We start from the raw sequence: 17,840 nt of genomic DNA, 5'->3' as shown, positions 1-17,840 counted from the left end.
TTAAAGCTAAATCGTCGCGTTTTTCTTTTAATACTTTTTCTTAGGGTGTTTATCGATAACAGCCGGATTATTTGCGAGTACTTTTTCGCCTGCTTCACTCAAGTAGTAACCACGCAAGGTAAATTTTTTCGCCAACTCTTCCTCCGTATAAGCTTCACGGACGGCTTCTATTAATTCATCTTTTTTCATCTTAGAAAAAACCGTCACGCTTTTATCCTTCAACCACTTCTTCAAGAGCGGTGCAGTCATATAAGTTAGTGATTCTTTAGCTGTCATCACCATTACCAAGCCATCTTCAATTAAGTCTTCGATATCTGCTTTGGCATCAATCCCATAATCATATTCGAAATATTTGGAAATAACCGTCGTGTTGTCATAAGTTCCAAATTGAACACGCCATAAAATAATCATATGTCCTGGTAAGTAGCCTTCAGGTGTTTTGACCATATTACGTTTAGGGACTGCTTCACCAGAGCTCATGGCAGCCTTGTCTAACCATAACGCTAAATCACGCTCGGGTGATATGTAAGGCATGTGTTCGTGGTTAGCATAAAGTTCCTTCAAATACTGAATGTCTGCGGCGCTCCCATTTAATTTAGAAAAATCAGTTTCCTTCATATAAAGCTACCTCCTCTAATCTATCTGAAAATAGTATACCATAGGCGCTTAGCGGACTTCAATTTGTGAAGTGCCAAGAAGACATATGGTATAATAGTGAGCATTGAGACGTCACAATGGGTGAGCGTTGAGATTTTCAAGTAGACCATAATAGACGGCTGGAGATGGGAGTAATGGCTTGTTACTGGGAATTTATTCGAAGGTTGCGGTGGATGGGCGGTTTGAGGGGGTGGGCGCTTGCTTGGGTCGCTCTTTTTTCTGGGGCCTTATTTTGCCTGTGTCGTGGTAATGTGTTTGGAAGTTCGTTATAATTAGGTCAAGTTTTTATTTTCAGGGAGGGTTTAAGCATGAGTTATCAAGCACTTTATCGAGTTTGGCGGCCACAGAATTTTGATCAGTTAGTGGGTCAGGGTATGATCGCTGAGACTTTGAAAAATGCGATTAAAAATGAGCAGTTGAGTCATGCTTATTTGTTCACGGGTCCGCGTGGGACGGGGAAGACGAGTGCGGCGAAAATCTTATCGAAGGCGGTCAATTGTCCAAATCAGGTGGATGGTAATCCTTGTAATGAGTGTGAGTTGTGTCAGGGGATCACGGCTGGTCAAGTGAGTGACGTGATTGAGATTGATGCGGCGAGTAATAATGGGGTCGAGGAGATTCGTGATTTGCGTGATAAAGTGCGTTATGCGCCAACGCAAGCTTCTTACAAGGTTTATATTATTGATGAGGTTCATATGTTGACGACAGGTGCTTTCAACGCTTTATTAAAGACGTTGGAGGAGCCGCCAGCTCAGGTTTTGTTTATTCTAGCAACGACGGAGCCACATAAAATTCCGGCGACAATTCTGTCACGGACGCAGCGGTTTGATTTTCAGCGTTTGAAGGATCGCGACATTATGTCGCATATGGGGCATATTCTCGATGAGTATCAGGTGGATTATGAGGAGGAAGCTTTGGCAATTATTGCGCGTGCGTCCAATGGTGGGATGCGCGATAGCTTAAGTTTGCTGGATCAGGCTTTGTCTTTCAATAATGAAGAGTTAATGACACAAACGGCGCTGCAGGTGTCGGGAAGTTTTGATCAGATGACGTACGTGAAGTATATTCTGTCTTTATATGAACGTGAGGTTGAAGCGGCTTTGACGATTCTTGATGAGCAATTGCAGTCGGGTAAGCAAGCGAGTCGTTTTATTGAGGAACTGATTCTATTTAGTCGTGATGTCTTGTTGACGATGCATTCGTCGGCGAATAAGACTTTATTGAGTGATGCTGAGTTACAACCATTGCGTGATAGTGTGCCAGGAAGTTTCTACTATACGTTAATCAACGGCCTGAATGAAGCGCAAAATCAAATGCGTTTTTCAAATCAGCCAGATTTATATTTGGAGGTTATGACGGTCCAGTTGGTGGAGCAACCTGACTTGCAAGTGACGACTGGTTCTGGTGTTGTGGCTTCGGCGGGCGCTGAGGCTGCTGGAAGCGAAGCGGTTCAAGCGATGCAACAAAGAATTGCGGAATTGGAAGAGCAAATGTCGCAAATGTATCAACAACTGAAGGGGACCCAACAACAATTGGAGCGTGTTAGCGAAGGGAAAACAGAGCGTCTGTCGGTAGCGCCTCTTAATGAAGGAGAGGCTGCTGGTGGTGGAAGGGGTGGTTCTGGTTCTGGAGCGGCTGAGGTCGTTAAGCAAGACGAGCCTTTAACACCACGTCCACGTCCAAAGGTACCGCAAATGGTTTACCGTTTACGATTACAGCAAGTGTACGACGTTTTAAATGTGGCAACGCGTCAGCATATTATGGCGATCAAGCAACAGTGGAGTGTGATTTTAAACGAATTATCTCCGCAACACCGAGCGAAGTTAATGGCAACACAGCCATTGGCAGCAGGCCCTAATCGGGTGTTGATTAGCTTTGATAATGAGCAGATGTGTGGTTTGGTTCAAAATGATGCCATGTTGAAGCAATTGCTAGAGAATATTACAAGTGAAAAACTTGGTGAATCAACGAAGTTAGCCTTTATTTTATCGAGAGAATGGCAAAAAGAGCGCCAAAACTATAAAATCCTTCACGATCGTAACAATGGTCAGCCAGTGATTTTAGAAGGGCAAGACGACGATGATGATAATGATAAGGCTGCTTATGTTGCTGAAGAAGCTGCACTTGAAAAGCCAGCCATCAATGAGGCTGACTCTAACGGTGCTGCTGCGAATGCTCGTGAGAGTGGTCAGGCTAAAGCAAACACGGACTCTGAATCCAAAACTCAAGTGAGTGGTCAAGCTAAAGCGCCAGTGGCGAAACCTTCGCTTCCTACAATGCGAGATATGACGCACAACATTGTCCAAACCGCTCAAACGGCTTATGATAAGGCCCATTCTGATGCGGATCAATACGTGGATCCTTCGCTCGAAGCAAGTGATCCAGAAGCATCAGGGCAAACCGGTCAGCCAGAACGAGAAACTTTAGCGAGTGGATCGTCTCAAGTTGGTCGAGAACTGGATACCAACAATGACGTCGCCTTGTCTGAAAACGAAGAAGTTGAAGTGCCGCCAGTGATTTCTAAGGCACTCGAATTATTTGGTGAACGAGTGAATATCATTCATGAAGAAATACCGATGGAAGAATAAAAAAACGAACTACAGGCACAATAGGACAGCACATCTACTCGGCTTTTCAGTCGGTAGACGTGCTGTTTTCTGATTATATGAGTGAAAATTATGGGGTGAGCTTCTAGTTAAGGATAGCTAGCGACTATGAAGCGGTTATAGTAGTGCGCGAGCAGGTGAATCGCCGTTCGCGACCTTCGCGAGCAGAAAAAGCAAACAATTCTGACAATGTACCTTAGCTTTATGAGAGGACTTGTCATTTGCCCCCCCAAAAAAAAAGTGTCGTTCGTCTAGTCTCAAGACGATTAAAAAAAGAGCCGACCGCTCTTCTATAATCGTCAGGAACGTGAGTGACTGACCGCTTATTTGTTTCGGTTAATAAGCATGAGAAAACGCGTGTCAGCGAATGACACGCGTTCTTCGCCTTCTTTAGTTTATCTGCAATAAGCATAGCTGGTATATTTTTAGCGGTGGGGATCCTTTTCGAAATCACGGTCTAAATTGATAGGATCTTTACTTAATGAATTCTCATTGTTAATCTCTTTTAATGGGACATCCAACCCATCGGGGCTATGGTAATTTAAGTCTTCACTAGCAAAACTACCGCCTCGTTCGATGCGATTATCAGAATCGGTCGGAATCTGTGGTTCATCGACGGTCGCTACTTCGACAGTATTATCAATCATAAGACGGAACTCTTCTTCAACTAATAAAAGAACCTCACCTAAAGCAAGGGCCGATCGATAACCATCGAAATCGATCGCAGCCTCGTTAGCGTCTTCTTCTGATTGGAACATGCCGACAATACGATCCCATAGGCTCGTTTCTTCTTTATCATCTGCATCAGCCAATTCGCTCCCATTTACTACTTTAAAGTCTGTTCTAGTTTCATCACTCAAATCTCGCTCAGCACCTAAAATAATCGCCAGACGAGGCACACCAAGATCCACCAATTGATTCGCAACCGTTTCTGCAGCGTCCAACGTTTTAAAGCGATCAAATACAAATAAATCCTTCATTTTCCTCACTCCTTTTCTTTAACTTAAGGTTAGTGGAAAGTGGCTCCCAATTCAAAAGGAAAGGCTTGGTGCACGTATAACTTATGGAAATGTTTAAGATTAGGAAAAGGCCAAGAGCGCCCTAATAAAAGCGGCGCTTATAAATAGCTAGACTGATTTAGTTCACTCTGAGTTTGGTATCGCCTGTGCGAATCACATCCAGTGTGGCGTCTAATGGGCTATCAATTAAATTTCGGACCGCTGTATCTGTGTAGTAAGCAATGTGTGGTGTGTAAATGATTTGTGGATGTGAGATGAGACGTTGGAAAACGGGATCTAACATTTCACGACCACGCCAGTCAACAGGCACATAAGGCGCTTCGCCGTCGTAAACGTCAAGCGCTGCTGCGACCAAATAACCTGCTTCTAGGGCAGTGAATAATGCTTCGGTATGAACAATCGGGCCGCGGGCCGTATTGATTAAGACTGCGCCTGGCTTAAATTGTTTGAATAAATCGAGCGAGAATTGTTGGTAATTCTGTGGAGTAGCAGGCATATGAATCGTGACAATGTCGGCTAGTTTTATGGCTGCTTGGAGGGAGGATTGGAATTCCACTAAGTCAGCAAATTCTTCGCGTGGTTCGATATCATAAGCTACAACACGCGCTCCAAAGCCACGGTAAATGCTAGCGACTCTTGAACCAATCCGGCCGACACCGATCACGGCTACTGTCATTTCCTGGATGACACGTGAACGAATCGCTGGCATCCAACGAAAATCTTGTTCAGCCACTTTGGTTTGAATTAGCTCGGTTTTTCTCACCAGGTTCAAAGCTGCAGTCACAGCATATTCAGCAATCGATTCAGGTGAGTAACTTGGCACATTGGAAATGATGAGTTGATTGGCGTTGGCAGCTTCTAAGTCATGCATTTCAAAGCCAGCACTGCGTTGAGCCACTTGCTTGATGCCGTAGCTTGCTAGCGTTGAGTAGAGACTGACGTCAAGGTCAGCAACTTGGGAAATGGTCACACCGTCGTAACCTTTAGCTAAAGTGACAGTGTCCGGGGTTAAATTAAGCTTTGTATAATCAACCCGAACGTCATTTTTTAAAGACCAAGCCTCTACCATTGCAATCTCTTCATCACGTACACCGTATAACATTATTTTCACCACAATATTTTACCTCCAATGAGCAAACGCGCTACTCTCTCTTTTCTTTCTGTTTAAGTATAGAAGTCACTTTTCGCTAAGTCAACACAAGTATTAAAATGAGGTTAAAAACATGCCTTTAAGTTAGAAGATGATGAGTTATATTTTGTCCGGGGAGACGAACATCTTTTGGTTATTTACCTATAGATATGCTAAAATGATAATAGCTAAAAAGATTAAAGGAGTTTTATAAATGGTCAGAGGAATGGGAAATATGGGTAACATGCAAGGCATGATGCAAAAGATGCAGAAAATGCAAAAAGATATGGAAAAAGAGCAAACTGCTATCCAAAATACAGAGTTCACCGCTACGAGCGTCAACGAATTAGTGAAAGTTAAGGTTTCTGGTAAAAAAGAAATCCTTGAAATCGAATTAGCGCCAGCCTTAGTGGATCCAGATGATATTGAAATGTTACAAGATTTAGTACTTGCGACAGTCAATGAAGCGTTAAATCAAGTGGACCAAACAACAGAAACTCGTATGGGTAAATTTACACAAGGTTTAAATTTACCATTCTAATAGAAGATTGATTGTGTAAGAAGAGAGGCGTTTTGACTATGCAATACCCTGCACCTATCGCAAAATTGATGAATAGCTTTACTAAATTACCAGGAATTGGTGCTAAATCGGCAGCGCGACTGGCATTCTATGTACTGACTATGAATGAAGCAGATGTGACAGATTTTGCTCAAGCTTTAATCAATGTGAAGCGTGATTTAACTTATTGTAGCGTGTGTGGCAATATTACAGATACAGATCCTTGCTTAATTTGTGCAGATGAACAACGTGATCGTTCGCAAGTGCTCGTGGTTGAGGACCCGCGCGATGTAGCGTCTTTCGATCGTATGCAAGAATATCATGGTTTATACCATGTCTTGCATGGAGTGCTGTCGCCTTTAGAAGGAACGGGACCAGAAGATTTAAATATTGCACCGCTAATTAAACGTCTGCAAGAAGATACCATCCAAGAAGTGATTATCGCAACCAATGCCACAGCAGAAGGTGAAGCGACGGCTACCTATTTATCTCGATTGATAAAACCGGCTGGCATTAAAGTGACTCGTTTAGCGCACGGACTAGCAGTAGGAAGCGACATTGAATATGCGGATGAGATGACGCTTTTTAGAGCGATTGAAGGTCGCCGGGAATTATAAGTAACAGGCACCTAGTAAGTCAAGTGGCTAACAGGCGTGTTTTTGAATTCGTCACACTGAAAAGTGCTGGCATTTTAGAATTAGGATGTAAAGAGAACTCGAGCTACCGGCGCCCAAGTGCGCTGGAGGATAGCTTTTGAAAGGAAATACCATGACATACGGGAAGTTTATTTCGATTGAAGGACCGGATGGCGCTGGTAAAACTAGTGTCGTTCAAGCGCTTGTAGCAAAGTTACAAGCTGAAGGTGTGACAGATATAGTGACGACTCGAGAACCAGGCGGCATCAAGATTGCTGAGCAGATTCGTCGAGTCATCTTAGATGTTGACAATACTGAGATGGATGCAAGGACAGAAGCGTTATTATTTGCCGCTTCTCGTCGTCAACATCTAGTAGAAAAAATATTACCCGCTCTAGAAGCTGGTAAATTGGTCTTTTGCGATCGCTTTGTTGATAGCTCTTTAGCTTATCAAGGGGTTGCTCGCAATATTCCTATCGACTTAATCTGGGAAATCAATCAATTTGCGATTGAAGATCATTTGCCCGAATTGACTATTTTAATCGATGTGCCGGCGGAAGTTGGACTCGAGCGAATTTATCAAGCGAAAGGTCAGCGCCAGTTCGATCGTCTAGATCAAGAAGATGTCTCTTTCCACAATTTAGTGAGAGACGCTTTCTTATTTTTAGAAAAAGAAACGGAGCGAATCGTTTTAGTAGATGGCACGCAATCAGTAGAAGAAGTCACTGAGACAATCTATCATATTTTGAAAAACAAAGCAGTTATTTAAAAGCATATCACTAACGATTAAAGACAAAACAGGAGGGGTTTAAGATGAAATTAGTAATCGCAATTGTACAAGATCAAGATCAGAACATATTGAGTAATGCCTTTTTGGAAGCCAACATTCGAGCAACAAAATTGAGTAGTACCGGCGGATTTTTACGTTCAGGAAACACTACCTTTTTACTAGGGGTGGAAGATCATCTAGTAGACGAGGTGTTGGAAATCATCAAGAACTGTTCTGAATCACGCGAACAGTACATTTCATCACCTATCCATTTAGACGTTAGTTTAGATATCTCAGCGTCTTACCCAATTCGTGTAGAAGTGGGTGGCGCTACAGTTTTTGTGTTACCAATTGACAGTTTTCACCAATTTTAAATGAGCTTACTTTTCAAAGTGTTCGCTCTATTTTCTCTAAGAAACGAGCAGCTGTTGAAGTGTTGATTATAGACGCTAGGCTTTTGCCTTTAGGCGCCGAGCAATTTTATAAAGTTTAACAGACTAAGCTTGTTCTAGTTGTGCTATAGTAGCCTAACTGGAACAAGCTTTAATCTCAATAAGATATGTAGGTGTGGTTGAATATGAATAAGCAAACAGAACAATTCCAAAAATATTTCAGTGGCTTAGTGGCTCAAAAGCAACTATCACACGGTTATTTATTGACGGGTGATGATTTGTTGGGGAAACGGGCCGTTGTGAAAAACATTGGTCAGACGTTAGCTTGCCCGAATATAGCGGAAGATGGACATGCTTGTCTAAGTTGTGAAGTCTGTGAGAGAATCGCGGCTGACCAGTATCCTGATATCTTAACGATTGAACCGGATGGGAAATCTGTTCGTGTCGATCAAATTCGTGAATTAAAAGAATGGCTCGTGAAAAGTCCAGTTGAGGGTTTGTTTAAAATTGTTGTGATTGAAGCGGCGGAAAGTATGAATCCGTCGGCTGCCAATGCTTTACTGACTTTTTTAGAAGAACCTGTAGCCAATGTCTATCTATTCTTATTTGCCAAAGAAGCCGAACTTTTATTACCAACGATTCGTTCACGAGTACAACAAGTTCACTTCCAACCGGATGATCAAACCTTTATCATTGACCAATTAATGTCACAAGGCATTTTAGCGTCGCATGCTCAGATTATGGCTCGTTTTTCGAGTGAAGCCATTGAGCGTCTAAGTGATACTTATGACGAAGCCAATATGACGGACTGGTTCACGGCATTGAATCAGTTGTATCGTCTTTTAGCAACAAGCAACCGTACGGCTTTTGTCGTGATTCAAAGTCGCTTGAAAGTCTACTTATCCGTCCAACAATCATTGGATGGTTTAGATTATTTATTACTACTAAATCATCGTACAATTAAACAATTAAAAACTGGGCAAACAGTTCGTCTTGAAACAGATGAAGCAGAAAATATGGAGAGTGCGCAAGAAGTTAAACCGGTAGCAATTATCCAAGAAAAGTTTGTTAAAGCTTTGCTTGAGCAACAGTCCATTTCACTCGCGCATCTACTAAAAATGAATCATACATTTTATGAAGTTAAACAACGCGTCGGTGCAAACGTCAGTCCACAATTAGCTTTTGAAAGGCTAGCTGTCAAACTATCTAAATGGACTTAGCGTAATATATTAAACAAAAGAATACCAAGACAGGGGGTGTGTGCGTGGATTATCAAGATATTAAACAATTATTCGACCAATCATCAGAGCAATTAATACAACTTAATGAAACTGTGGCACAACTCACCGTTGCATTGAATGATTTGATGGAAGAAAATAACCGATTGCGCATACGCAATCAGGATTTAATGGCCCTATTTAGCCAAAATTACCATACGAATACGAATGAATCAGGGACTTCGACTCAACAATTACCAGCTGAAAATTCGACAGATGATAGTATCAGTGGAAAAGCGCGTTTGCAGACTTTTTATGATGAAGGCATTCATGTCTGTCATCCATATTTTGGATCGCAAAGATATCCAGATGAAGAGTGCATGTTCTGTCAGGGGGTCCTTGATGGCTTAGAGTAGCCAGATGTTGATGTGACTTGCTTGGAAGGTAACAGCGGTGACGGCTTTGCAGAGTGCTTTTGAAATATCAACACACTAGCGTATCAACTAGTAAACTTTAGCAAAATCTAGCTCCCCAACAAGCCTATACACTTTTAGATTATCAACCTGTTCCACAGTTCTTACAAGGAGAAATGAAAGAATGTTAAATGAATCACTCGTACAACTCGTTCATGCGAATGAACGAGTTGACTCATTTATACGCGAAAATATAAAGATTATCCAAAGTCCAGACTACTTTGCTTTTTCAGTCGATGCGGTGCTTTTGGCTGAGTTTATCAAACTGCCAGAACGTCGCTCTTTTCGCTATATAGACTTTTGTAGTGGTAATGGCGTCGTTCCATTACTATTAAGTCACCGAACAAAGGCGCCTTTGCTGGGGGTGGAATTACAACCAGAACTAGTCGATATGGCTCGTCGCAGCATTCAATTGAATGGTTTGGAAAACCAGATTGAAATGCTAGAAGCTGACGTGAATGACTTATTAAAGCCACGTCCATTATTCGACATCATCAGTTGCAATCCCCCCTATTTCCCAGTGGATCGTTCAAAAGACCATCACCGTTTGACTAGCCATGCAATGGCTAGACACGAACTGACTTTAACATTAGATCAATGGATCTATAAAGCGTCTGTCTTACTTAGAGAAAAGGGTCGATTATTTTTAGTTCATCGTCCTGACCGTTTAGATGATATTACCGAAACCTTATTGAGACACCAATTTTCACTTCACCGTATTCGTTTCGTTCATCCCAAAGCTAGCCAGAAAGCTAATGCTGTCTTAATCGAAGCGATTTATCGAGGCGGTCGTCAAGGTGTTAATATCGATCCACCGATTGTCGTTCATACGGAAGATAATCAATATACCGAAGAGATGCAGGCGATATATTTTGGCTAAAGAAGTCAAAAGCTTTTACTTTTACGTGTTGTATTGTGCAGATCACACTTTGTACGGTGGCTATACAACCGATTTAGCTGCCCGACTTGAAACGCACAATGCAGGTAAAGGGGCCAAGTACACGCGCGTTGGCAAAAGACAGCCAGTCAAACTGATATACGCCGAAAGATGGGCCAGTAAATCATTGGCCATGTCAGCGGAATATCATTTTAAACGCCTGACTCGTCCAGCCAAAGAACGTTACCTTAGCGAAGAAGGGCTGGCCGATGTTGCCAAGAGTCCCTTCGTTTTAGTCAATCGCATGCAAGAAATAGAAGTATCTATTGAACGTTTTCAAAAGATTTAAATTAAGGAGAGAGTCGCATGCAAATTCAAACAAGTTTTATCGAGAATACAAGAGTAGGTTTAACGGCCAAAGGAAAACTCTATCTTGTACCGACACCGATTGGTAATTTAGATGATATGACCTTTCGTGCGATCAACACACTAAAAGAAGTTGCCTTGATTTTAGCGGAAGATACGCGTCATACGATTAAATTATTGAATCATTTTAATATCGAAACTAAAATGCGCAGTTTTCATGAGCATAGTCGCGCTCACGAAGTGACTGAATGGGTGGAATTATTAGAGAGTGGTCAAGATTTAGCGTTGGTATCTGATGCAGGAATGCCATTAATCAATGATCCGGGCCATCCTTTGGTTCAAGCGTGTCTAGAAGAAGCGATTGATATCGTAGCTTTACCAGGTGCAAATGCAGCTTTAACGGCTCTAATTGCCTCAGGTTTGTCGAGCGAACATTTTACTTATTATGGTTTTTTCCCGCGTTCAATGAAAGAACAGAAAGAAGTGTTAGCATTAGTTGGAAGTCGGCAAGAAACAGCAATTTTCTATGAGTCACCTTTTAGAATTAAAAAAGCTGTGGTTGCGATTGAAAAAGAACTCGGAGCGGATACATCAGTCGTCGTGGCACGCGAACTGACGAAGCGTTATGAAGAGTATATACGTGGAACCGCCGCAGAGTTAGCAGCTTATTTAGCCCAACAGCCGTTAAAGGGAGAAATTGTTTTAATGCTGGAAGGTGGGCAATTACCCCTTCAAAGCAATTTAGCTGAAAAAGCAGCCCAACTTGAGTTACCGTATAAGGCGCAAGTTGAATTAGCAATGGCCGAGGATGGTTTGTCTTCGAAAGACGCCATCAAGCAAGTAGCCAAACAATTAGGTATTAAAAAACAAGACGTTTACCAAGCCTATCATGACTTATAGCCATCGTCAGCTGGTGAAAGTTAAGCAAATACAAGCCGTCACTCAAAAGCCTTACCTACAAGAAATTATTTAAAATACTTTGAAAAAACCAAAGAAAATTGCGAGACTTTACGTTACAATTAAGATGTTGAAATGTGTGCAAGCAAGATGAGAGCCGCTGAGATTATCAGCCGACTACGAATGCTAACACGAGATGAGGAGGTGAACTCTATATTCTATATCCTTGCTTTAATCTTATTTGTTTTGTCGATTGTAACGCTACGCTTTAAACATCCACAATGGCAACCGATTGTATTTGTCATATACGGTGTCACAAGCCTATTATTTGCGATTTTTGAAAATGGTTCTTTGACGCCCATTTTTATGATACGTTACTTTTTCTATATTTCAGGCGCTTTTATGACTGCCATTATTCCATTCTTTTTATTATTATTCGCCGCCTTAGTGCTCCAAAGAACACTTAGAGATCGACAGGAACATTACTTACGTAAGCTTTTTGGCTTTTTGATGGTAGGGACCGTATTGGCCTTTACCCTATACACCGTGTGGATAATCTGGCTTTATGGCCCGCTAGCCATCATGCGTTTTATGAGTATTTACGTTTATATCGCCATGTATTTAATCGCGACTTTTATTAGCTATGTTTTGGTAAATCTCAGCTTGAAATACTGGCCAAAACAGAAACATCATTCAGAAATTATTGTGCTAGGGGTCCGTATCGATGACGAAGGAGTCCTGAGTTCAACTTTAAGATCTCGCCTTCAATTGGCGGTCGAAAGTTACTTAGAAAATCGCTCGCAGAATATCATGAGTAAAATCATTGTAACCGGAGGCAGTTATGATCCGGAGGTGCCGACAGAAGCAGAAGAAATGGGGGGCTTTTTACTAGCTCAAGGTATCCCAGCCGAAGACATTATTCTGGAATCTAGAGCGTTGAATACACACGAGAATTTCTACTTCTCAAAATCCTTACTCAATAGTGAGCAATCGGTCTTAGTCGTGACCAGTTCCTTCCATTTGATTCGAGCTTACTATTTTGCTTGGCAAAACGGCGTATCTATCGACTTGAAAGGCGCACCGTCCTCTTTATTTTCCTGGGGCTACAACCTCGTTCGCGAATATTTAGCCTTTTTAATTCTGACGAAAGAAATCAATTTTATTTGTATGGTAAGTTTAAGCGTTTACTCAATCTTTCAACTATTCCAAATCTACTAAGGAGTGTGTGATATGACAAGCGAAACGACAAAGGAAGAGATTCAACGTTGCGAATGGATTGCTGGCAAACCTGATTACTACGTAGCCTACCATGACAACATCTGGGGCAAACCCACCCACGATGACCAAGAACTATTCAAATGGCTCATCTTAGAATCTTTTCACGTTGGCCTATCTTGGCAACTCGTTCTATCAAAGCAAGAAAACTTTGAAGCAGCCTTTGATAATTTTGCTTATGATATTATTGCTCAATACGATGAAATTAAAATCGAGGCATTGGCCAATGATCCAGGCATCATCCGCCACCGAGGTAAAATTAAAGCAGCCATTGCCAACGCACAAGCCTTTCAAGTTGTGCAAGCAGAATTCGGCAGCTTTGACACATACATCTGGCAATTCACGCAGGAGCAAACCCTCATTAGTCAAACCGATGAGCGCCCGGCGTCTAACGAACTGAGTGAGCGCGTCACCAATGATATGAAAAAACGTGGCTTCAAATTTATCGGAAGCATCACGATTTACTCATACTTACAAGCCATCGGCATCATCAACGATCACGACTTGGCATGCGATTTCCGCTAACAAAATAAACACCCGAGCAAATTTGCTCGGGTGTTTGTTATTGAAAAATTATTTTCTCTTCAACTCAGATAAAATCTCACCGAGCAATACTTCTTCATTAGAAGGTGCATCCGGCTCAGTATCTGGCGAAATAATCTTTTTGTTTTGAGCTTTCTCAAGCCCTTTAAGAACCATAAATAACATCGCCGCAATTAAAACAAAATTAATAATCGCTTGAATGAAAGAGCCGATCCCTAACGTCGTGTTACCAATTTGAAGCGACAAAGCAGACACATCCGCTTGACCAGTCACCGCCACAATCAATGGCATAAAAATATCGTCAACTAAACTCGTTACGATAGCCGTGAAAGCAGAACCCATAATAAAACCAGTCGCCAACGTCACAATACTATCGTTCGCGATAAACCCCTTAAACTCTTTCCACATAAATAATTCCTCCTTAAAACTACTAAATTATACTCGAATAATACCATAAAGGAATGCAATAACACCACTAAAAGGACTTTTGGGAAAATAAGCCACTCTCAAGCGAGACGTAAACCTTATGAAACTGCATTACTCAGGTGGCTGGTCCTTGCGGCGAACAAAACGCTCGATGGGAAAGTCTTCTGGCTTGATATCCCATTGACCTTGCTGAACTAGCTGCGTCCATTGATGACCTAAGAAAGGCCCACTCGTCAAGCCTGAAGCGCCTAAACCACTAACGGCCCAGACGTTCTTCAAACCGGGCACTTGCCCTACTAAAACCGACGCGTCCGGTGTATATGCTCGGCTTCCAACCTCACGGCGATGAATCGGCAGGCCTTTAAGAGCAGGCATCCACTGCTCTGCCGCTGCTCGAAGTGTTGCTAAGCGCTCTTCGTCAAAGTTTAGATCATATCCCATATCATGCTCGTGAGTCGCCCCCACGACAATCTCCCCATTGTTAAAGGGAATCAAATCGAGTTTACCTGGCAACATTACAACTGGCCAGTGACGGTCTTTCCAATCATCTGAATAGAAACTTAACAACTGCCCCTTATGCGCCGTAATAGCCACTTCATAGCCCAAAGGTTCCAATAGGCTAGGCAAATGTGGGCCGGCGCTTAAAAGGATGCGATCGTAAGTTTTTGCAAGGCTTGATGGACTGGCAAGCGTGACAGCTTGTTCTTCATTGAAGTTGGTTTGCGCGCGTTCACGAATGATTGTCCCACCGAATGTTTCGATAGCGGCCTGCAGATTTTGGATTAAGGCACGACCGTTAATGCGAGCGCCACCTTCAACAAAAGTTGCATGATAATCTGTTTCTAGATGCGGGAAAAAGTTTTGCAATTCATTATTAGGAACTGTTTGGATTTCCCCAATTGCTGGTGCTGTCTCGCGCTTTTTAGCGCCATCCGTCAAGTCTCGTTCTAAGCGATTGGGCTTATCGCGCATAATCAAGGTGCCATCTTGTTGGAAGATATCCGTGGTATCAAAGCCGTCCGCGTTCAAATCGGCCATCATTTTTCGGTAGAATTCTGCACCGTTCGATACGAGGAAGTACCAAGGTTTATTGCGTCTTAAAGTGAACCAAGGACAGATAATCCCAGCTGAGGCACTCGTCGCTTGACCAACCCCTTCGTCAAAGACTGTCACCTTGTGTCCACTTCTAGCTAAGTAATAGGCAGCCGTCGAACCGACAATGCCGCCTCCGATGATTCCAATTGTTGCTTGTGTCATCAAATCAACTCCGTTTCGTCTCTCTAGTTTAATGGAATTTAGCTTACTTGAAAAGCTTAGACTTTAACAAAGAGTGATTGACTATCAATTTAAGGTCGCAGGCTTGAGGTAACGCTAGCTGGTTTACAGTCTTATTTTGCCTGGAGGAAAAAAGACCGCTGAAAGATTCAGCGGCGGATGCATTTATTTATTTGCGTTAACAAATGTTTCGATTCGCTTCAGTGCTTCAGTCAGTTTTTCAGTGCTGGCAGCATAGCTTAGGCGGAAGTAATTTTTACCTGCTTCGCCAAAAGCCGATCCGGGTACAACGCCAACTTTTGCTTCGTGGGCTAATTTAGTCGCGAATTCGTAGCCGTCACCGTCAAACCAAGCGGGAACCTTAATGAATAGGTAGAAGGCACCTTGTGGGGCAGCCAGTTCAAAGCCGAGCTTCTCAAAGCCAGCCACTAGTAGGTCGCGTCGTTCGATATAGCCTTCGCGCATTTCGTTAATCGCCTCGTCACCTTCGGCATAGCCTTTGATGACTGCATATTGTGCTTGCGTGCTTGGTGCGTTGACGGCTGATTGGTGAACTTTGAAAATCTCATTAATTACCCATTGTGGGCCACAGATGAAGCCCATTCTCCAACCTGTCATCGAGTGAGATTTAGATGCGCCGTTGATGACAATCGTTTGTTCAGGAATATACTGGGCAATCGATGTGTGCTTGCCGTCAAAGGTTAATTCAGAATAGATTTCGTCAGAAATTACGAATATATCATGTTGCTTAATCACTTCTGCTAGTGCTTCCAATTGGTCAGCCGTATACGTTACTCCCGTCGGGTTCGATGGGTAGTTGAATAGTAGGGCTTTAGTTTCTGGATGCTCTTTTAGCGTTTCTTCCAGGCGTTGCGGTGTCAGGATAAAGTCGTCATTTGAGACGTCAACCGGGACAAACGTTCCGCCAGCTAAGCTAACTTGAGTGCCGTATACCGCATAATGTGGCGACGGAGTAATGATTTTTTCACCTTTATTAAGTAAGGCGTAAAAAGTCGAAAAGAGTGCTTCAGTCGCACCAACGGTTACTATAATTTCTTCCGTTGCTGAATAAGTTAGGCCGTATTTGCGGTCCATATATTGGCTAATGATTTCACGTAATTCAATGAGACCGCGCGAGTGGCTATAGCCGTTAAAGCTTTTATCGATGGATTCAATCGCGGCATCTTTAATAAAACGTGGAGTCGGATAATCCGGCTCACCAATCGTCAAGCGAATGATTCCTTCAATTTCACTGATAGAATCATTAAATGTACGAATCGGACTTGGTTTTAGGGCCGCCAAGCTTTCGTTTAACTTTATGTTTTTCATCGTAAACTCACCACTTTTTAAGTATTTTCTTATATTGTAGCATAAAAGATGAGTAGGTACGATAGAAAGAAGGAACAGCACTCGTCGAATTGTTTTTTTTTCATTAAGTTTTAGAAAAAAAAGCATATTGGGGGGCTTTTTGCGTATTTATATAAAAGACCAATTATAAGGAGCGATTAGATGTTAGAGAAGAATTTAGAGTTACAATATTTAGAGATTATGCAAGGGCGCAATGGTCTAAATGAGAAGGAGCAATTTAATTTAAAATTGCAACAGTGAGGTTTTTTAGGTGAAAGTGAATTGTATGAGTTATTGTTGAAGCATGGGCAGCGTGATTGGGCGTTTTTGCATGACCTGTGGCTTGGAGTAGGGGGCACGAGTCAAATTGACTTGTTACTGGTGAGCCGGTCTGGGATTTTAGTTTTGGATGCTAAAAATTATGAGGGCCATTACTCACATATTAATGGACAGGCGATGATTAACGGCAAACGGGTGAATCACGACATTTTCACCCAACTGAATCGGTCTGTAGAAAAGGTTAGAGAAATGTGCAAGCAACTAGGTTACAACGGGACGGTTAAGGGGCGGGTGGTGTTCGTCAATCCGGATAGTCAGCTTCAGGTGGAAGGCGCTGCGGCGGAACTAGCTTTGAATCGGGCGGGTTTGATTGGTTTGGTTCAACAAGTTTATGAGAGTGAAGTTATTTCGATGCCAGCCAACATGACTCCCCTTCAAATGCAGAAGCTGATCTCGGAGCGCTATAGAATTAAGAATCCTTATCCGCCTAAAAGCTTGTCGGTTGAAGAGGTGAGCCAGTTGAAGGCGGGATTGTGCTGTCCTGAGTGTTCGAGTTTTGAGGTCGAGTTGTCACGTTATAAAGCGACCTGTTGTCAGTGTGGACACATGGAGAGTAAGGAGCGGGCAATCGTCCGCACGATTTGTGAGTACGGGCTGTTGACACATGAGCGGGTGCTTCGCTCCACAGAAGTTCAGGTCTTTTTGGGGAATCAGGTGCCGTTTCATTATGTTTCAAAAAATCTTAGCAAAAACTTCCAACAATTAATGACAGGGCGCTATTCTCATTATGAAAACCCATCGACTGGCTTAAAGGATATCACTTTACTCAAAAAATATAACTTTAAGAGGTAATATCAACAATCTGTTTTAATAAGTCTGATGAAATAACATTGGTTAATCTAGAATGATGACGATTTACTATTATTGATTACCTTGTTAAAAGTGTCTATTCTACAGGGTCCACTTTATAGAGGTCTAACCCCACGTGGTTATTTCGCGACGTGGCGTTGGAGGGTCTAACCCCACGTGGTTATTTCGCGACGTTGAATTGGAGGGTCTAATACCACGTGGTTATTTCGCGATGTTGAATTGGAGGTCT

18 protein-coding genes and 1 pseudogene are annotated in these 17,840 nt (G+C 42.4%); 13 read left to right on the top strand and 6 right to left on the bottom strand.

All coding sequences use genetic code 11. The features are described from left to right. Positions 1-27: 27 nt before the first annotated feature. Positions 28-618, bottom strand: coding sequence for a hypothetical protein (locus tag ACTQ5J_RS06170; RefSeq protein WP_441751508.1), 591 nt, complete (start codon positions 616-618; stop codon positions 28-30). Between the two features lie 347 nt (positions 619-965). On the opposite strand from ACTQ5J_RS06170, the gene dnaX reads away from it, so the two are divergent. Beyond that, positions 966-3,245 carry a DNA polymerase III subunit gamma/tau gene (dnaX, locus tag ACTQ5J_RS06165; RefSeq protein ID WP_441751507.1) on the top strand — a complete coding sequence of 760 codons (2,280 nt, stop codon included), beginning with the start codon at positions 966-968 and terminating at the stop codon, positions 3,243-3,245. A 443-nt stretch (positions 3,246-3,688) separates the two neighbouring features. On the opposite strand, the gene ACTQ5J_RS06160 is transcribed toward dnaX, so the two are convergent. Both ACTQ5J_RS06160 and ACTQ5J_RS06155 read right to left on the bottom strand, forming a co-directional pair. Continuing rightward, positions 3,689-4,243, bottom strand: coding sequence for a hypothetical protein (locus ACTQ5J_RS06160; RefSeq protein ID WP_441751505.1), 555 nt, complete (start codon positions 4,241-4,243; stop codon positions 3,689-3,691). Positions 4,244-4,400: 157 nt separating this feature from the next. Beyond that, on the bottom strand, positions 4,401-5,396 hold the full coding sequence (locus ACTQ5J_RS06155) for a D-2-hydroxyacid dehydrogenase (protein WP_441751503.1): 996 nt from the start codon (positions 5,394-5,396) through the stop codon (positions 4,401-4,403). Between the two features lie 229 nt (positions 5,397-5,625). Between ACTQ5J_RS06155 and ACTQ5J_RS06150 the strand changes: the two genes are divergently transcribed. From ACTQ5J_RS06150 to ACTQ5J_RS06100, 11 genes are all read left to right on the top strand, one after another. Next, on the top strand, positions 5,626-5,952 hold the full coding sequence (locus tag ACTQ5J_RS06150; protein ID WP_441751501.1) for a YbaB/EbfC family nucleoid-associated protein: 327 nt from the start codon (positions 5,626-5,628) through the stop codon (positions 5,950-5,952). A 38-nt stretch (positions 5,953-5,990) separates the two neighbouring features. Then, a complete protein-coding gene (gene recR, locus ACTQ5J_RS06145) occupies positions 5,991-6,587 on the top strand; it encodes a recombination mediator RecR (RefSeq protein ID WP_441751818.1) in 597 nt (198 codons plus the stop codon). A 151-nt stretch (positions 6,588-6,738) separates the two neighbouring features. Beyond that, positions 6,739-7,374 carry a dTMP kinase gene (gene tmk, locus ACTQ5J_RS06140; protein WP_441751816.1) on the top strand — a complete coding sequence of 212 codons (636 nt, stop codon included), beginning with the start codon at positions 6,739-6,741 and terminating at the stop codon, positions 7,372-7,374. A gap of 44 nt (positions 7,375-7,418) precedes the next feature. Next, the gene (locus ACTQ5J_RS06135) at positions 7,419-7,748 is read left to right on the top strand and encodes a cyclic-di-AMP receptor (protein WP_441751499.1); all 330 of its coding nucleotides are present in this window, start codon (positions 7,419-7,421) and stop codon (positions 7,746-7,748) included. A 203-nt stretch (positions 7,749-7,951) separates the two neighbouring features. Then, positions 7,952-8,986 carry a hypothetical protein gene (locus tag ACTQ5J_RS06130; protein WP_441751498.1) on the top strand — a complete coding sequence of 345 codons (1,035 nt, stop codon included), beginning with the start codon at positions 7,952-7,954 and terminating at the stop codon, positions 8,984-8,986. A 44-nt stretch (positions 8,987-9,030) separates the two neighbouring features. After that, positions 9,031-9,399, top strand: coding sequence for an initiation-control protein YabA (locus tag ACTQ5J_RS06125; protein ID WP_441751496.1), 369 nt, complete (start codon positions 9,031-9,033; stop codon positions 9,397-9,399). Between the two features lie 181 nt (positions 9,400-9,580). Next, positions 9,581-10,336 carry a tRNA1(Val) (adenine(37)-N6)-methyltransferase gene (locus ACTQ5J_RS06120; RefSeq protein WP_441751494.1) on the top strand — a complete coding sequence of 252 codons (756 nt, stop codon included), beginning with the start codon at positions 9,581-9,583 and terminating at the stop codon, positions 10,334-10,336. Beyond that, positions 10,329-10,682: a GIY-YIG nuclease family protein gene (locus tag ACTQ5J_RS06115; protein ID WP_441751492.1), complete on the top strand. Its 354-nt coding sequence runs from the start codon at positions 10,329-10,331 to the stop codon at positions 10,680-10,682. Before ACTQ5J_RS06120 ends, ACTQ5J_RS06115 begins: the two co-directional genes overlap by 8 nt. A 17-nt stretch (positions 10,683-10,699) precedes the next feature. Next, positions 10,700-11,599, top strand: coding sequence for a 16S rRNA (cytidine(1402)-2'-O)-methyltransferase (gene rsmI, locus ACTQ5J_RS06110; RefSeq protein WP_441751490.1), 900 nt, complete (start codon positions 10,700-10,702; stop codon positions 11,597-11,599). 201 nt (positions 11,600-11,800) lie between these two features. Then, positions 11,801-12,814 (top strand): YdcF family protein, encoded by a 1,014-nt coding sequence (locus tag ACTQ5J_RS06105; protein WP_441751488.1) that lies wholly within the window; start codon positions 11,801-11,803, stop codon positions 12,812-12,814. 39 nt (positions 12,815-12,853) lie between these two features. Next, positions 12,854-13,396, top strand: coding sequence for a DNA-3-methyladenine glycosylase I (locus ACTQ5J_RS06100; protein WP_441751814.1), 543 nt, complete (start codon positions 12,854-12,856; stop codon positions 13,394-13,396). 48 nt (positions 13,397-13,444) lie between these two features. On the opposite strand, the gene mscL is transcribed toward ACTQ5J_RS06100, so the two are convergent. From mscL to ACTQ5J_RS06085, 3 genes are all read right to left on the bottom strand, one after another. Then, complete coding sequence (mscL, locus tag ACTQ5J_RS06095) at positions 13,445-13,822, bottom strand: large conductance mechanosensitive channel protein MscL (protein WP_441751486.1); 378 nt, start codon at positions 13,820-13,822, stop codon at positions 13,445-13,447. A 129-nt stretch (positions 13,823-13,951) separates the two neighbouring features. After that, positions 13,952-15,097: an NAD(P)/FAD-dependent oxidoreductase gene (locus ACTQ5J_RS06090; protein WP_441751484.1), complete on the bottom strand. Its 1,146-nt coding sequence runs from the start codon at positions 15,095-15,097 to the stop codon at positions 13,952-13,954. A 183-nt stretch (positions 15,098-15,280) separates the two neighbouring features. Next, positions 15,281-16,444: a pyridoxal phosphate-dependent aminotransferase gene (locus ACTQ5J_RS06085; protein ID WP_441751482.1), complete on the bottom strand. Its 1,164-nt coding sequence runs from the start codon at positions 16,442-16,444 to the stop codon at positions 15,281-15,283. 291 nt (positions 16,445-16,735) lie between these two features. On the opposite strand from ACTQ5J_RS06085, the pseudogene ACTQ5J_RS06080 reads away from it, so the two are divergent. After that, a pseudogene (locus tag ACTQ5J_RS06080) lies at positions 16,736-17,593 on the top strand (nuclease-related domain-containing protein); the annotation flags it as partial. Between the last annotated feature and the right edge of the window lie 247 nt (positions 17,594-17,840).

Source organism: Fundicoccus sp. Sow4_F4, assembly GCF_052116145.1.
GTDB lineage: Bacteria > Bacillota > Bacilli > Lactobacillales > Aerococcaceae > Fundicoccus.
Note: the sequence above shows the minus strand (reverse complement) of the source record. Positions and strands in the feature narration are given on the sequence as shown.

Coding starts and splice junctions, on each gene's coding strand:
- ACTQ5J_RS06170 (WP_441751508.1), bottom strand. CDS start 618: ATGAAGGAAACTGATTTTTCTAAATTAAATGGGAGCGCCGCAGACATT.
- dnaX (WP_441751507.1), top strand. CDS start 966: ATGAGTTATCAAGCACTTTATCGAGTTTGGCGGCCACAGAATTTTGAT.
- ACTQ5J_RS06160 (WP_441751505.1), bottom strand. CDS start 4,243: ATGAAGGATTTATTTGTATTTGATCGCTTTAAAACGTTGGACGCTGCA.
- ACTQ5J_RS06150 (WP_441751501.1), top strand. CDS start 5,626: ATGGTCAGAGGAATGGGAAATATGGGTAACATGCAAGGCATGATGCAA.
- recR (WP_441751818.1), top strand. CDS start 5,991: ATGCAATACCCTGCACCTATCGCAAAATTGATGAATAGCTTTACTAAA.
- tmk (WP_441751816.1), top strand. CDS start 6,739: ATGACATACGGGAAGTTTATTTCGATTGAAGGACCGGATGGCGCTGGT.
- ACTQ5J_RS06135 (WP_441751499.1), top strand. CDS start 7,419: ATGAAATTAGTAATCGCAATTGTACAAGATCAAGATCAGAACATATTG.
- ACTQ5J_RS06130 (WP_441751498.1), top strand. CDS start 7,952: ATGAATAAGCAAACAGAACAATTCCAAAAATATTTCAGTGGCTTAGTG.
- ACTQ5J_RS06120 (WP_441751494.1), top strand. CDS start 9,581: ATGTTAAATGAATCACTCGTACAACTCGTTCATGCGAATGAACGAGTT.
- rsmI (WP_441751490.1), top strand. CDS start 10,700: ATGCAAATTCAAACAAGTTTTATCGAGAATACAAGAGTAGGTTTAACG.
- mscL (WP_441751486.1), bottom strand. CDS start 13,822: ATGTGGAAAGAGTTTAAGGGGTTTATCGCGAACGATAGTATTGTGACG.
- ACTQ5J_RS06090 (WP_441751484.1), bottom strand. CDS start 15,097: ATGACACAAGCAACAATTGGAATCATCGGAGGCGGCATTGTCGGTTCG.
- ACTQ5J_RS06085 (WP_441751482.1), bottom strand. CDS start 16,444: ATGAAAAACATAAAGTTAAACGAAAGCTTGGCGGCCCTAAAACCAAGT.